The following is a 14,936-nucleotide window of genomic DNA, read 5'->3' as shown; positions in this document are numbered from 1 at the left end:
TTTACGCTAGCTTACAGGCAGTTCGCCAGCGTCACGAATTCCTCCACCGACAGCGTTTCCGCCCGGCGCGTGGGATCGATTCCCGCTTTTTCCAGCAGCGTTTCTCCGCCAAGGCTCTTGACGCTTTGGCGCAGCATCTTGCGGCGCTGGCCGAAGGCGGCTTCCGTGACCCTTTCAAGCTTGGCCACGTGGCAGGGCAATGGCTTGTCCTTCGGCAGCAGATGCACGACCGTCGAAGTCACCTTCGGCGGCGGGCTGAAGGCCTGGGGCGGAACGTCGAAGGCCATTTCGGAAACCGTGCGCCAGCCGGCGAGAACGCCGAGACGGCCGTAGTGATTATCGCCTTCTTCGGCCACGATGCGCTGCCCAACTTCCTTCTGGAACATCAGCGTCATCGAAAGCCAGAAGGGCGGCCATTCCCTCGGCAGCAGCCAGTTGACCAGCAATTGCGTGCCGACATTATAGGGCAGGTTGGCGATGATCCGCACCGGTTCGCCGACGGCAACCAGAGCCTCGAAATCCGTCTGCAGCGCGTCGCCTTCGATGACTTCGAGCCGCCCGGGATAATGCGCTTCGATTTCCGCCAGCGCCGGCAGGCAGCGGCTGTCGCGTTCGACGGCGATGACCTTTTTTGCCCCGAGCGACAGAATGGCGCGGGTGAGGCCGCCGGGGCCAGGGCCGACCTCTATCACCGTCACGCCGTCTAGCGGTCCTGCTGTCCTTGCGATCTTCTGGGTGAGGTTGAGGTCGAACAGGAAGTTCTGGCCGAGCGATTTCTTCGCGTCGAGCCCGTGGCGCTGGATGACATCGCGCAGCGGCGGCAGTCCGTCGATGGCCGCCATTATGTGTTGGCCCGGCTGCGGAGCGAAATGTCCGCCGCCATCTTCAGCGCCGCCACAAGGCTCGCCTCATTGGCTATGCCCTGGCCGGCAATGCCGAAGGCGGTGCCATGGTCGGGCGAGGTGCGGATGAAGGGCAGGCCAAGCGTGACATTGACGGAATCGTCAAAGCCGAGCGCCTTGGCCGGAATGAGCGCCTGATCGTGATACATGCACACCGCCACGTCATAACGCTTGCGGGCGGCATCGTGGAACATGGTGTCGGCGGGCAGGGGGCCAAAGGCATCGATCCCGTCCTTCCGCAACCGCATGGTCGCCGGGTGAACGATATCGCGATCCTCGGTGCCGAGTGCGCCATCTTCCCCCGCATGCGGGTTGAGGCCGGCAACCGCCAGACGCGGCGCCTCAATGCCGAATTTCCGCCGGAGATCGGCATCGATGATCCGGCAGGTCGTGACGATCAGCTCTTCGGTAAGAGCGGCCGGCACGTCTTTCACGGGGATATGGATCGTCACCGGGACGACACGGACCTTGGGGCCGGCAATCATCATGACCGGTATGACTTGCTCCCCGGTCTCGCGCAGGGCGAGATCGGCCAGAAATTCCGTATGACCGGGAAAGCCGAAACCGGCCTCGTATAACACCGATTTTGCGATCGGATTGGTGACGACGGCCGCAGCCTTGCCCTCGACCGTGAGGGAAACGGCGGTCTCGATGGCCTTGATCGTCGCGTGCGCCGCTCCGACATGCGGCTGACCCGCCTGCACTTCGAAGCCGACGGGAAGGGAAAGGATGGGGAAGGCTTGTTCGAACAGGTCGACGGCGCTTTCCGCACCGCAGGTCTCGATATTGACCGGCACGCCGATCAACGCCGCGCGGCTCGCTACCACATCGGGGTCGCCGATGAAGATGAAGGGCGGCATGCCGTTCTCCCGGCGCTTGGCCCAGGCGGTGATGGCGATATCAGGGCCGATACCGGCTGGATCTCCCTGTGTCAGGGCAAGCGGCAGGGATGCATATGTCACGGAAAGACCCGGCTCTTTAATCAATATCAGGTGTTGACGATCTGCGCCTTCTTGCGCAGCTCATCCATATATTTCTTTTCGTTCGGGTTTTCACCGTCCTTGGCCTTCATCAGATCTTCGGACTTGAACACCATTTCCGCCGCATAGTCGTCGGAAACCTGGCGCTGCTTGCAGATGGCCAGATATTCGACGCCCTTTTCGGTGACGCGCGTGCCGGTGGTGCCGCCTTCCTTGGTCTTCTCCACCAGCGCCTTCCAGTCTTCCGGCAGCTCCGGCGCCAGAATGCGGCCCAGGTCCTTGATCGCAACATCACGCATGGTCGCGGCGAAGCTCATGGCCTGGTCGCAGCCGGGATAACGCTTGCGCGAGGCTTCAGCCTCGGCCTTGCGCTTGCCGGTAATGGCCTTGCGCTTTGATTCCGGTATCACGAAGATAACCTGCTGCAGGAAATATTCCGTGGTGACGGGCTTGTCGCCACGTTCCTTCAGGCGGGTAACGAGATCCTGCGTCGACATCTTGCCGCGTGCGCCGTAACGAGCGTTGACAAGACGCGGCCAACTCATCTGAACCGCGATGAAGGCCTTGAAATGGTCGGCGCCGACACCCGCCTGCGCAAGCACCTTCGTCAATTGCTGCGGGCTCATCTTGTTGTTGCCGGCAAAGCGCGCGAAGGCCGCATCGACATCGTCGGTGCTGACCGACATCTTGACGCGGGCGATTTCCTCGCGCTTCAGCGCTTCATCGACAAGCTGCTCACGCGCCTTTTCATTGAGATTACCGGACTGGCGCTGCAGCTTGAGGAAGGCGACGCGCTTGGCAATATCGTCGTTGGTGATGGGTGTCTTGTTGACGACGATCTTGACGGTGCTATCGGCGAAGGCCTGGCCGGTATAGGGCACAACGGCCATGGGAACGGCGAATATCGCAAAGGCAAAAGCAGCGCCACGCAAAGCCGTCTTTCCGAAATTCATCATATCCTTCTCCCTTTCGTCGGGCAGGGTCCTGTTGCCCTGTCCCGCCAATCTGTTCTGCCTGATGGGGGAATATTGAACTTTCCCGCTTTCAGACCTGCACCTGTGCGTCCGCACCGCGAATTTGCCACGTATATATCATCGCGATCCGCAAGACGGCAATGTGTCGGTTTGTTGAAAGAAAACCCGATAGGTTCCATGTGCGGCCGACATTGGCGTGTTGTTGCGGCGAAACCGTGGCTTTACTGGCCAAATGGTAAAAAGGCAGGTCACGATGCTGCGTAACCTGCCTCTAAACTCAGTAGTTGTTTGGCTTCCAGCCGATATCCATGTCGTTCCAGTCCTCATTGGCTGAGCCGATGCTGATATCGCCGAGCGTGCGGAAGGCCAGACGCGCATTGATCGACCAGTCATTGGCGGCCTGACGGCTGGAATTGATATTGCCTTCGTCCGAATAGCTGACCGTCAGGATTGTGCACTCATCCTGATAGGCAATACCGATACGGCGTTCAGCGGCAAACTTCCCGTTCAGATCGTAATTGATCGATCCGAAAAGCGACCAGTTGTCGTCCATGCGCAGCGTGCCGGACGCCTGAATGATGTCGCGGTCTTCGTTATAGCCGTATTTCGGCTGTGCCTTGACCTGCGTATAGCTGAGCTTGCCGGTAAGGCGACGGTCCGAATAGCTGATACCGGTTTCCGAGCGGTTGATGTCGAAATCGTCCTTGTCGAGACGCAGGCTCGACGAGAGCGAGAGTCCGATCGGCGCATCGAAAGCGGCCATGGCGACATAATCCGAACGGTCGGATTCGAGGCCGGAATTGGCGCCTGCATTGACGAGATCGTAAGACGCGAAGGAATTGTCGCCCGCCAGATGGAAGGACTGGCCGGCAATGGCGCGAATACCGTAACCATTGTCGAACGTGCCGTTATAGCGGAAGCCGAGATTGGCACGCGTACCGCCTTCGATGCGGTCGAAGCCGGAGAACTTGTCGCGCTCGAAGAGGTTGGTAGCGTCGAACACAAAGGCTTGCGAGTCCTCGTTCGGGAAACGACCGGAATATTGCTCGTTCGGCCGAACGAAAATCTGCGCGATAGGCTCGATCACGTGGCTGCTGTTGAGGGCAGTAAACAGCCAGGGATAACGCACCTCAAGGCCACCGGTGACCATGCCACGCAGGGCAGCATCGTCATGGATCATGCCTTCATAGGCATAGGATGTACCGCCGGAGGTGAAGCTTGCCGCATTCATGTCGGTCCACAGCGCGTCGCCGCGCGCGGCAAGGATCGGCGTGATCTGAAGACCGCTATCCATCGTGATGGTGCGCTTCCATTCCGCTTCCGTGGTCCAGCGCGTATAAGAGCCTTCCAGACCGTTGAAGCGGGGGAAGCCGCCCATCGCGTAGGAATCCTGCGTCGAACGGCTGATGCTCGTGAAGTTCGTGGTCAGCGACAGTTCACCGCCATAGATCGGATCCGGCAGGAAGTAACGATAGTCTACGACCGGATGAACGATCGCCTGCTTGCGTTCCTTGAGCTCCGAATTATCCGTGTCCTGAACGTTGAAATAATAACCACGGGCCTCAAAGCTGTTACGCTCGCCAGTGCCCGTCAGATAAATCTGGTTGGTCTGGACGTCGTTCTTGTAGCCCTTGAGGTTATAGGTGCGCGAGAAGTTGTTGTCGGACTGCACCATGGCGTCCCAGCCGAAAGCCCAGCGCGGGTTGATGCTGAAATCACCCTTGGTTGCCACCATGCCGCGCTGATCGTTCAACGCGTCACTCGTTCCGGCGTTGAAGGTGTCAGACGACTGCTGGCTGATGCCGGCAATCGTCAACGTATGCATGCCGCTTTCGAAACGGTTCCGCAATTCGCCCTGCAGCAACAGACCCTGCTTGGTGTAGTAGGTCGGCGTGATGGTCAAATCCGACGTGTCGGAAAGAACCTGGAAATAGGGAACGCCAAGGCCAAAACCAAGCTTGTTGGTCAAGCTCATCTGCGGGAACAGGAAGCCCGATTTACGCTTCACTGTGTTGTCCGGAACCGTGAGGAACGGCAGATAGGCGATCGAGTGGCCGAAAAGCTGAAGGCGGGCCTTTTCCAGCCGCACCGTATGGGTCTTGCCGTCCTGAATGACGCGCTCGGCCTTGACCTGCCACAGCGGCGCCTTTTCGGGCCGTTCGGCGCAAGGCAGACAGGCGGTGTAGACGCCGTTGTTGAGAACCATCCGGTCGCCTTCGAGACGCTCGGCGCTTTCACCCGCAATGCGAGTGTTATCCGTTGTCTCAACGCGCAGGGCATTGACGAAGCCCTGACCGAAGTCATCGGTCACGTCCATCTCGTCGGCATAAATCTTGTTGCCGCCCGGCTCGATCAGCTCGATGTTGCCATGGGCGATCACGCGGCCGGTCTGCTGGTTGTATTCCACCTGCTGGGCCACCATGCGGTAGCCCGAATATTTCATGCGAACGACGCCCTTCGCAATCACGCGCTGGGAATCGCGATTATAGGTCAGTTCATTTGCTGTAAGCAGGAGTTTCGAATCGTCTTGGCTTGCCGACGCAAGCAAACCATCCTGGCCGAAAGCGACCGGGCTGGATGCCAAATACGCGCACACAGCGGCACCTGTCAGAAGGGCCGTCCAAAGCCGCCTGATATTCCCGCGGTCAATTACCGCCACTAGCCGTCCTCCTGATGAAGCAGAATGGTTGCCCCCAAAGCCAACGCCACGATGACTGGAACCCAGACCGCGACGGTGGGAGGGACAACACCACCACTCCCGAATGCCCTTACGAGCACGGTTACTACATAAAGCACGAAGCCGGAAACGATTCCACCCAGAATCACGGAGCGCGATTGGGCGAAGCGGCTGAACTTTAATGAAACGGTCGCGGCGATCAAGGTCATCGCGACCAGAAGCAGGGGCGTCGATAGCAGGAAATGATACTGCGTCTCAAGCGCCTTTGAAGATAGTCCAAAGGACTTTGCAACTTCGATCTTGTGAGAAAGGTCAAAGAAAGCAACGGTTTCCGTCTGCGTCATGCGTTCCTGGACGAATTCCCGTCTCAAATTGGTACTGATCCGCATGCTCTCTTGCCGAACTGACACATGCCCGGCGCGCGTTTCCGAAACGCCGTTAAGAAGCCAGTAACCATCTTCCAATTTAGCCGACTTCGCATCCTTACGCGAGACGATGTTTCCGTCCTTGTCGATGTCGATCAGAACCACGTCGAGAAGCAGCGTTCCGTTGTCCTCGAAGCTCTTGGCGCCGATGATCGTATCCTTGCCGCCGCTCGACTGGCGCATCCACGGAACGATCTCCTGCTGGCGGCCGCCGCCCGCTTCGTTGCGCAGGCCGGCTTCCATTGCCAGCGACTTGTTTTGGCCCCATGCCGCGATGGGGTTCAGGATCGCGACCGACAGGATGCCTATGAAAACCGCGCCGAGCACGAACGGAAGGATGAACTGCCAGGCGGAAATGCCGGCGGCGCGCGTCACCACCAGCTCATAACGCCGGTTGAGCGAGATCAGCGTCGTCATGCCGACGAAAAGCGCGATGAAGGGCACGGTCTGCTGCAGGATCAGCGGCAGGCGAAGCGCCGTCAGGCCAAGGGCGGCCGGAACGGAATAGCCGGGCAGGCCGGACATGCGCCGTGCCGTTTCGCTGAAATCGGCAAGGTAAATGATCGAAGATACGCCGAGCACGAACCAGACGGCGGTGATCAGATATCGCTTCAGGAAATACCGGGAGAGCGTGTTGAAAATCATGCGCTGCCGCTCCCAGAGTTTTTGGCCATCCGGCTGGAGAACAGACGGCGCAGACGACCCATCGCATCGGCGAGGATTGTCGGCATTTTCGGCTTTCGGCCGGTCAGCAGAATGAAGGCGGCAGCGCCGCCGCTAAGGCCCGGCACGGCATAAACCAGGGGAATGAAGGCCGCGCTCTGCTTGACCTGATTGGTGACGTAAAAACCAAGCCAGCGCAGCATGAAGGCCGTCACCAGTGCGGCCACCATCGGATGCAGGCGCGCCTCGCGGTGCGAACGGGCGTCGGCGGCGATGACCAGCGAAATAAGCGCGAAGGAGAAGGCGAACATCCAGTCCGACAGACGCTTGTGCAACTCGCTGCGGAAGTTTTCCGGTGAGCGCTTGTAGCTCGCATTGTTCTCGTCGGGCGCGAGAAGGAAACCGAGGCTGGCGTCGCCCGGAGAGAGCGACGGCTCGGAATCCTGCTTCTCCGACATGGTCGAAAGATCGAAGGCATAGGACAGGAACTTGACGATCGAGACCTTGCCGTCAGGCGTCTTCTGCTGCACTTCACCGTCGCGCATGGTGAGCGACGTGCCGCTTTCATCGATCATGCCTTCCTTGGCGTAATAAATGAGGTCGAAATTCGGATCGCGGCGGTCGGCGACGAACAGGCCTTTGAGAATACGGCCCTGCCGCTGGGCGATCTGCACGTAAAGGCCATCCTGAATGGTGCGGAAAGTCTTTTCCTCGATCACCGAGGACAGGAGGTCGGCATAGGCGGCGGCCACCATCTGCCGGGCGGAGCTGCGGGCGGGCGGCTCGATGAAATTGGTGATGGTGAAGGAAAAGGCGCTCAGAACGGCGGCCAGAATGAGAACCGGGCGATACATCACCGACCGCGGCGATCCGGCCGCATCAATGATGGCAAGCTCGGAATCGTTGTTCATCGTCGTGAAAATCTGGGTAATGCCGATGACAAGCGCAAAAGGCAGGACGACTGGGATCAGCGTCGGCAGGATCATGGTCGCGAGCGCCATGAAGGAACCCATCGACTGGCCCGTATCGGTGACGAGATTGATTCTCTGGAGAACCTGGATGGTCCAGATGATGGCCAGCACCGGCAGCAGCGCGACCAGAAACATCTGCGTTGTCCGCCGCAGGATATAGTTCTCGAGAAGCTTCATACGGCCCTGTTCGACATTGTTTTTACGTGCGATCGCTCGCCGAATTTTCGTCTATCTAATCGCATCGTTTGCAATTGGCTATTCCGGCGCGCTCACAAATATGTTTTGCGCGACGATTTTTCCGCTGCCTGTGTCTTTTTGTGAAACAAGCTGTCGGTTTCATGACGTGATTTCGCATTACACAAAAATGCCTTTCCTTTAACGACTGTGGGGCTTTAAAGAATGCAAGGGTTGCGCCCGGGGCCGAAAAGGCCATGATCATGCGCATCGTGCAAGTCGTAGAAGAAGAGCAGGAAAACATGTCCGCCAAATTCGATATTTCTTTCGCCAATTCCGCCGTGCTGGAAAATGCGCTCGCCGTTGTGCTGCAGGCCTCGGGTGAGGCTCAGGCCGTCGCCGGCGCCTCCGAGGCCGATCCGGGCGGTGTGATCGAAAGGGCGGCGAAGATCGCAGGTTTTTCCGCAAAATCCATGGCGACGCTCGATGTGATCGCACCGCAGGGTTCCGCCGCCGATCGTTTGCTTGTCATCGGTCTTGGCAAACCATCCAAACTGGTTGCGCACGACTGGTTGCGTGCTGGCGGTACTGCGGCCGCCCATTTCAAGAAGGCGGAAAAGGTCGTTATCTATCTCGACGCACCGAGTGTCGAGGTTGGCGCACGGGCGGCAGGTGATTTCGCGCTTGGCCTGCTGCTGCGCGCCTATAGTTTCGATGCCTACAAGACCAAGAAGAAGTCGGACGACGAGAAGGCGCCGAAGAAGGTCGAGGTTGTCATTGTCACCGCCGCTCACAAGGAGGCCGAGAAGGCCTTTGCCGTGTCGCAAGCGGTCGCGGACGGTGTGATTCTCGCGCGCGATCTCGTCAACCTCCCGCCGAATATTCTCGGACCTGTCGAATTTGCCGAGAAGGCCGAAGAGCTGCGCAAGCTCGGCGTCGAGGTGGAAGTCCTCGGTGAGAAGGAACTGAAAAAGCTCGGCATGAACGCGCTTCTGGGCGTGGCGCAGGGGTCGGCCCGTCCGCCGCGGCTGGCGGTCATGCAATGGAACGGCGGTTCAAAGAAGGATGAGCCCATCGCCTTTGTCGGCAAGGGCGTCGTATTCGATACCGGTGGTATTTCGCTGAAGCCGGGCCTCAATATGGAAGATATGAAGGGTGACATGGGTGGTGCTGCGGCCGTTACCGGCCTGATGCACACGCTGGCGGCCCGCAAGGCCAGGGCGAATGTGATCGGCGTCATTGGCCTGGTCGAGAACATGCCCGATGGCAATGCCCAGCGCCCCGGCGATATCGTCACCTCCATGTCCGGCCAGACCATCGAGATCATCAATACCGATGCCGAAGGCCGGCTGGTTCTGGCCGATGCGCTCTGGTACACGAAGGATCGCTTCAACCCGAAATTCATGGTGAACCTCGCCACGCTGACGGGCGCGATCACGGTTGCGCTCGGCAATCTTCAGGCCGGTCTTTTCTCCAATGACGACGAACTTGCAGCGCGCCTCACGCAGGCGGGCGATGTGACGGCGGAAAAACTGTGGCGCATGCCGCTCGGCAAGGATTACGACAAGATCATCGATTCCAAATTCGCCGACATGAAGAACAGCTCGGGCCGCCTTGCGGGTTCCGTCACCGCTGCGCAGTTCCTCAAGCGTTTCGTGGGCGAAACATCCTGGGCGCACCTCGATATCGCCGGCACCGCCATGGGCTCGCCGCTGACCGAGATCAACCAGTCCTGGGGCTCGGGCTATGGTGTGCGTCTTCTGAACGAACTCGTTCGCGCCCATTACGAAGATTGAAGCGAGCGGAGCTGCGCGTCTGCGAATGACTGAAATTCTGTTCTACCACCTGACGGAATCGAAGCTGGAGGACGCGCTGCCGCCCTTGCTTGAGAAATCGCTGGAACGCGGCTGGAAGGTCGCGATCCAGACGGTGGGCGAGGAGCGCCGTGATTTTCTCGACACGCATCTTTGGACCTTTCGTGACGACAGCTTCCTGCCGCACGCCACCGATATTTCGCCCGCACCGCAAAATCAGCCGATTCTCCTAACGGCGTCGGGCGAGAACGCCAACGCGGCAAGTGTCCGCTTTCTCGTTGATGGCGCCGAGCCGCCGGCGGTGGAGGCTTATGAACGCGTCGTCTTCATGTTCGACGGATACGATGCCTACCAGCTGGAAATAGCACGTAACCATTGGAAGAGACTGAAGACGGAGGGGCACTCCCTGACCTATTGGCAGCAATCGCCAGAAGGCCGCTGGCAGAAAAAAGCCTGATCCACCAGGGACCGTGCCTCCCCGACAGGCGGTTGATGCCTGTCTCGGCATTGGTGGTGCGCTTGCCCCTTCATGTGGATGCAGACCGCATGGGGCCGCTGCACAGCCTCGAAGAGCGCTGTATGAGGCCAAAAATTCAGGGCGCGACCGTTTCGTCAGTCGCGCCCTTTGAATCAGCGTTCTTGGCAAGCGTTTCGGCTTCTCAGTCGTAGAAGGAATCCACGAATTTGTGGCGGCCGAGCAGGAAAGCGTCAGCCACATGGGTCAACGGCGCGAGGTCGACATCGGAACGGCCTGCCTTGATGATTTCCGAGAAACGCTCGTAAAGAGCAGGATATTCCCGCTCCGGCTGGGAGAGCTTTTCTTCGCCGTTGATCGAGAGCTTCGCACCGCCTTCCGAAAGCACCATCTGTCCCGCGGCCGTCTCGGCAACGATATCCCAGCTTTGCTTGCCGGTCTGACGCCAGTCGAATTCGGCATGGACGGGCATTTTCGTCACATCGGAAAAATGCAGGTCGGCGGCGATCGGGGCGTCGCGGTTTTCCGGGAATTCGAGTGTCGCCTTGGTCAGGAACAGCGCGCGCGGCAGGATATGGGTGATGATCGAAAGCGCATTGATGCCGGGGTCAAACACGCCGAGACCGCCTGCCTGCCAGATCCAGGCCTGGTTCGGGTGCCAGTGACGCACATCCTCTTTCCAGATGACATGCACGCTGTCGATTGTCGTCGAGGCCAAAAACGCCTTCGCAGCCTCGACCGCGGGCGCATAACGCGAATGCCAGCTCGCAAACAGTGAAAGGCCCTTCGAATCCGCCAGCCGAGCGAGATCCTGCACTTCCGAAAGGGTGGCGCCCGGCGGCTTTTCAAGGAAGACATGCTTGCCGGCATTCAGCGCTGCGTAAGCCGCCTCATAGCGATATTGCGGCGGCATGCACAGCGACACCGCATCGATATCAGGCACAGCCTCCAGCATGGCCTCGATGGTGCCATAGGAAGCGACGCCGTCCACGGTGCCGTGACGGCTTGCGGTGCAGATCAACTCAAAATCCGGATTGCCTGCAATGGCGGGAAGATGCTGGTCGCGAACGATTTTGCCGACGCCGACGATGGCAAGCTTGGTGGCTGACATGAAGTGGAACCCGTCTGAGTGCTGCTTGGGATAAAGTGTGATTTTTACAAGTTTCTAGCAGAAACGCTCCAAGGAGCAAGGTGATCGTTTCCATGCGGCGCGTCTTTTTTCAAGCCGTAATATCGCAACAAGTTTCGGTGTGTGTATCCGCAGATCAATTAATATTCGATTGTTTCAAATATTTTTCTGGATTATTGAGTGTTGTTTTTGAATTTTGATAGTTATAGTGTTAATTTTCTCCGGTGTATTGTGCAGTTATCCGTAATAATTTTAGATTTCACTTGAATATATTTTACGAAGCGGGTGTTTTGTGTTTTTGTTTGAAGATGATCGTTTGTCTGGCTTTCTTCGGAAAGTCAACGAAAGCAGTCGGAAATTCAATACATATGGATTGATTTTCGGTGTCATCCTTTACAATCTCTACGTGTTTGTGGACCTAAGTCTGGTGCCGGATATCATCTGGCTGGATCTGACGGTCCGTCTGCTTATCATCACGCCGCTTCTTTTTCTTTATTTTCCGGCACGATACTATGCGCTCAGGGAGCGGGCGGATGCGGTGGCGCATGAGGTCCTTCACGGGCTGGGCTGCATGTTGGTCGTCGCATCGATCATGTTCATCTACGCCAATGCTCGGACCTCGTCGGCGAGCGAATATTACATGGGTATCGTCACCGTTGTCCTCTATATGAACACGATACACCGAAAACCGTTTCCGGTTGCGGTCATGGGAACGGTCGGCTGCATGGCGGTTTTCATCGTCGGCATGGAATATGTCACCGTGACGAGTGAGGTGGCCAAGCTGCCGGCGATCATGTGTTCCGTCGGCATCAGCGCCGTCTCGCTGTTTGCGGCCTATCGTATCGAACAGGTGGAAAGGCGGGATTATCTGGCCTCGCTGCGTGAAAAGACTTTGCTGCAGAGGATCCAGAGGGCAAATCACGAGCTTCAGCAGCTTTCCAAAACCGACCAGCTCACCGGCATTCGCAACCGCCGCAGCTTTGACGAAGCGGCGAGCCACGCCTCGGGCGGCAGCGGCCGGCCCCGGGCGCTCATCCTTCTCGATGTCGATTATTTCAAGAAATATAATGACTCAGAGGGGCATGTGGCCGGCGACGACTGCCTGCGCAGGGTCGCCGGCAGACTGCGCAACGCCCTTTGTAGGGACGATGGCGACAGAAGTTTTGTCGCGCGTTACGGTGGCGAGGAATTTGTGGTTCTGCTCGATAATTGCGTTGTTTCCGCCGCGCTCGCCATTGGCGAAAGGCTCAGATTGGCCGTGATCGACGAGGCCATACCCCATCTTAACCGCCCCGACGGACGAGAGATCGTAACGGTCAGCCTCGGCATTGCCGTTTCCGGTGACGGCAGGGAAATCATATACGAGATGGTGAACCGGGCCGATGTGGCGCTTTACGAGGCGAAGCGTCAAGGCCGCGATCGGCTGGTACTCGCCTCCGGGAATATTGGAACGATTGTCGAGCCAGCGGAGATTTACGACGTCGAATCCGCGATCTCGGCATAGGGCGGCGAAGGTCTGGCGATGTGTTGTAAAGTCTGCCCTGCCAGAAGCAGGATTTGTGAAGGCCAGGTGTCGGAATGCGGGCGCCAGAACAAAATATAACCGGGGAACGCAGATGATGGAATTGATCGCCGCACAAGCGGCAGCATCGGCTGCCGAGCTTCCATTCCTGCTGCTTCAGGCCGCCGCCGTGATTGGCATGGTGTCTGTGCTCATTCTTGTGCGGCGAAATATAGCACTCGAGGACCCGCGCTATAAAATCTATTACGGCATCATCTTTGGAATGGCGGGCTTTCTGCTGACGCTGCTGGTGTCCGAATTCATCAAGCTGCCCTCCAAACCCTATATCCGCTCCGACCTGCTGTTTCTGGCTGGGGTGCTTGGCTCCTGGCAGGGCGGGCTGATCAGCCTGTCCCTCGTGGCGGCGGGGCGTTTCGTGTTCGGTGGTCCCGTGCTGTTTTTTGCGGCCCTGCAGGACATGGTTGTCATTTCGGCCAGCGGCATCATCATGTATGGCTGGATGCGCAAGCGCCGCCTCGCCGATCTGGGAATTCGGGATATCCTCACCGTCTTCGCGGTCAGGTTCATTGCCGTGCTGCTTGCCGTCTCGGTCTCGTTCGTCCTTGGGCTGGTCGACCAGTCGCTGTTTTTAAGTGCAATAGGCCGCCGAACCTTGGGCGCCGTTGCCGTCGGCCTGCCGATGATCTTCTGCCTGTTCATCCTTCTGCGCAACGAGGCGCGAGCGCGGGAAGAGACAAGGCAACGCGAATCGGCGGCACGCACGGATTCGTTGACCGGCCTGCCCAACAGGCGCGCCCTAAGGGACCATATAGAAGCGATGATGCGGCAGGAGCCGGCGGTTTCGCATGCCCTCATTCTGATCGAGATCGTCAATATTGCCGATGTCGCCGCCTGCGCGGGCGAGGACTGGAGCGATCTTTTCTGGCCGAGGCTGGCGCGTGAAATCTGCGACAGGGAGGACGGCCTGCTATGCAGCTCCGATACGCCGTGCAGCTTCATGTTCGGCGATACGACGCTTGCGGTCGTCATGCGGGGGATTTCGCTGGAGAAGTCCGAAAGCACAAAACTCATGATGCATCTGCATGACGGGTTGAGCACGTTTTGCCGCTTGGCGGAGGCGGGGCCGGTGCCGCATCTCAAAATCGGTGCGGCGAATCTGGACAGGCTTTCCCGGCAGAACACGGCCTCGTTCCTCAGGCACCTCAGCCTGGCGCTGAAGGGAAGCGATCATCCGGTGCAGATTTTTCCCTTCTCCTTTGCCGAGAAAGCGACACGGGACGAGGCGGTGCGGCAGATGCTGGTCAACTGGATCAAATCCGGCACGCCGCCCATTTGTTATCAGCCGAAATTCGAACTGCGCAATCGTCGCATGATCGGCGCTGAAGCGCTCCTGCGCGCGGTCGATGCGCGGGGGCAGGCGCTATCGCCTTATTATGTGCTGGAGATCGCCGAACGCCATCGGCTGCTGGTGGAATTCGAATGGTCGACGATAGAAGCCGTCGTGCGTGACCTTCGAGACCTGCAGGGCCTTGAGGCGGATTTTCATCTGGCGGTGAATATCTCCGCATCGTCTTTTGCGAGCGCGCATTTCGCAGACCGGGTCGTGGCGCTGCTGCACGAAATGGCGGTGCCGGCGCATCGCCTCTCAATCGAAGTGACGGAGATGAGCAGAATACCGACCACTGACGTCGTACAGCAGAATTTCGACACGCTGATTGCCGCGGGCGTCCGGCTGGCGCTCGATGATTTCGGCACCGGTTATGCCGCACTCACTTTGCTCGCGCGGTTCCCTTTCGAAGAGGTGAAGATCGATCACTGGATGACGTCGAGGCTCGACCAGTCGCGGTTCAGGGAGGCCATCGCGCTCGCTTTCGAGAGCGCCGAGCGCTATGGTGCGAAGCTGGTGACGGAAGGCATAGAAACCGAGGAACAGAGCCGGCTCCTCATGCAGATGGGCATTCGCTTCGGGCAGGGTTATCTTTATTCCCCAGCCGTACCGCTTGCGCGATTGCAGCCGCGCAGGGCTTGCGCTTAGCGCGGAGGCCAATGGCGGTCAGGGGTGAATTCGGTGACCGCTGCATTGAATGTTTTCCCGGTCTGTGCTGGGAAACTCCTTCGGTCGCAACGGCGCAAACGCTGTCGAATGCGCGCGTGAAGGCCTCAATACGATCGACGCGAAGTAAGATCGACAATAGGTTCGGCGGCTTCCTCGGAGGTCGCCGGACGGAGA

The 14,936-nt window shown here is 58.8% G+C and carries 11 protein-coding genes; 4 read left to right on the top strand and 7 right to left on the bottom strand.

Features of this window, described 5'->3' with window-relative positions:
- Window positions 1–11 precede the first annotated feature (11 nt).
- The 6 genes from rsmA to PL599_RS17500 all read right to left on the bottom strand — a co-directional run bounded on the left by rsmA (window position 12) and on the right by PL599_RS17500 (window position 7,769).
- Window positions 12–842: a 16S rRNA (adenine(1518)-N(6)/adenine(1519)-N(6))-dimethyltransferase RsmA gene (gene rsmA, locus PL599_RS17525; RefSeq protein ID WP_269824198.1), complete on the bottom strand. Its 831-nt coding sequence runs from the start codon at window positions 840–842 to the stop codon at window positions 12–14.
- The gene (gene pdxA / locus PL599_RS17520; RefSeq protein ID WP_269824199.1) at window positions 842–1,864 is read right to left on the bottom strand and encodes a 4-hydroxythreonine-4-phosphate dehydrogenase PdxA; all 1,023 of its coding nucleotides are present in this window, start codon (window positions 1,862–1,864) and stop codon (window positions 842–844) included. Before pdxA ends, rsmA begins: the two co-directional genes overlap by 1 nt.
- A gap of 26 nt (window positions 1,865–1,890) precedes the next feature.
- A complete protein-coding gene (locus PL599_RS17515) occupies window positions 1,891–2,838 on the bottom strand; it encodes a SurA N-terminal domain-containing protein (protein ID WP_077982977.1) in 948 nt (315 codons plus the stop codon).
- 295 nt (window positions 2,839–3,133) lie between these two features.
- Complete coding sequence (locus PL599_RS17510; RefSeq protein WP_269824200.1) at window positions 3,134–5,515, bottom strand: LPS-assembly protein LptD; 2,382 nt, start codon at window positions 5,513–5,515, stop codon at window positions 3,134–3,136.
- Window positions 5,515–6,603: an LPS export ABC transporter permease LptG gene (gene lptG / locus PL599_RS17505; protein ID WP_269824201.1), complete on the bottom strand. Its 1,089-nt coding sequence runs from the start codon at window positions 6,601–6,603 to the stop codon at window positions 5,515–5,517. Before lptG ends, PL599_RS17510 begins: the two co-directional genes overlap by 1 nt.
- Complete coding sequence (locus tag PL599_RS17500; RefSeq protein WP_217004539.1) at window positions 6,600–7,769, bottom strand: LptF/LptG family permease; 1,170 nt, start codon at window positions 7,767–7,769, stop codon at window positions 6,600–6,602. The genes lptG and PL599_RS17500 overlap by 4 nt, the downstream gene beginning before the upstream one ends.
- A gap of 299 nt (window positions 7,770–8,068) precedes the next feature.
- On the opposite strand from PL599_RS17500, the gene PL599_RS17495 reads away from it, so the two are divergent.
- The gene (locus PL599_RS17495) at window positions 8,069–9,562 is read left to right on the top strand and encodes a leucyl aminopeptidase (RefSeq protein WP_191217790.1); all 1,494 of its coding nucleotides are present in this window, start codon (window positions 8,069–8,071) and stop codon (window positions 9,560–9,562) included.
- 25 nt (window positions 9,563–9,587) lie between these two features.
- Window positions 9,588–10,037, top strand: coding sequence for a DNA polymerase III subunit chi (locus PL599_RS17490; protein ID WP_137410057.1), 450 nt, complete (start codon window positions 9,588–9,590; stop codon window positions 10,035–10,037).
- 202 nt (window positions 10,038–10,239) lie between these two features.
- Here the strand turns inward: PL599_RS17490 and PL599_RS17485 are convergent, their stop codons facing one another.
- Complete coding sequence (locus PL599_RS17485; RefSeq protein WP_077982557.1) at window positions 10,240–11,166, bottom strand: Gfo/Idh/MocA family protein; 927 nt, start codon at window positions 11,164–11,166, stop codon at window positions 10,240–10,242.
- Between the two features lie 445 nt (window positions 11,167–11,611).
- Here PL599_RS17485 and PL599_RS17480 point away from each other — a divergent pair, with 445 nt between their 5' ends.
- Window positions 11,612–12,688 (top strand): GGDEF domain-containing protein, encoded by a 1,077-nt coding sequence (locus PL599_RS17480; protein ID WP_269824202.1) that lies wholly within the window; start codon window positions 11,612–11,614, stop codon window positions 12,686–12,688.
- A 112-nt stretch (window positions 12,689–12,800) separates the two neighbouring features.
- Window positions 12,801–14,741: an EAL domain-containing protein gene (locus PL599_RS17475; protein ID WP_137410060.1), complete on the top strand. Its 1,941-nt coding sequence runs from the start codon at window positions 12,801–12,803 to the stop codon at window positions 14,739–14,741.
- Window positions 14,742–14,936: the final 195 nt, after the last annotated feature.

It is taken from the genome of Agrobacterium sp. ST15.16.055 (assembly GCF_027956555.1).
Classification (GTDB): domain Bacteria; phylum Pseudomonadota; class Alphaproteobacteria; order Rhizobiales; family Rhizobiaceae; genus Agrobacterium; species Agrobacterium salinitolerans.
This window is presented reverse-complemented; position numbering and strand designations above follow the sequence as displayed.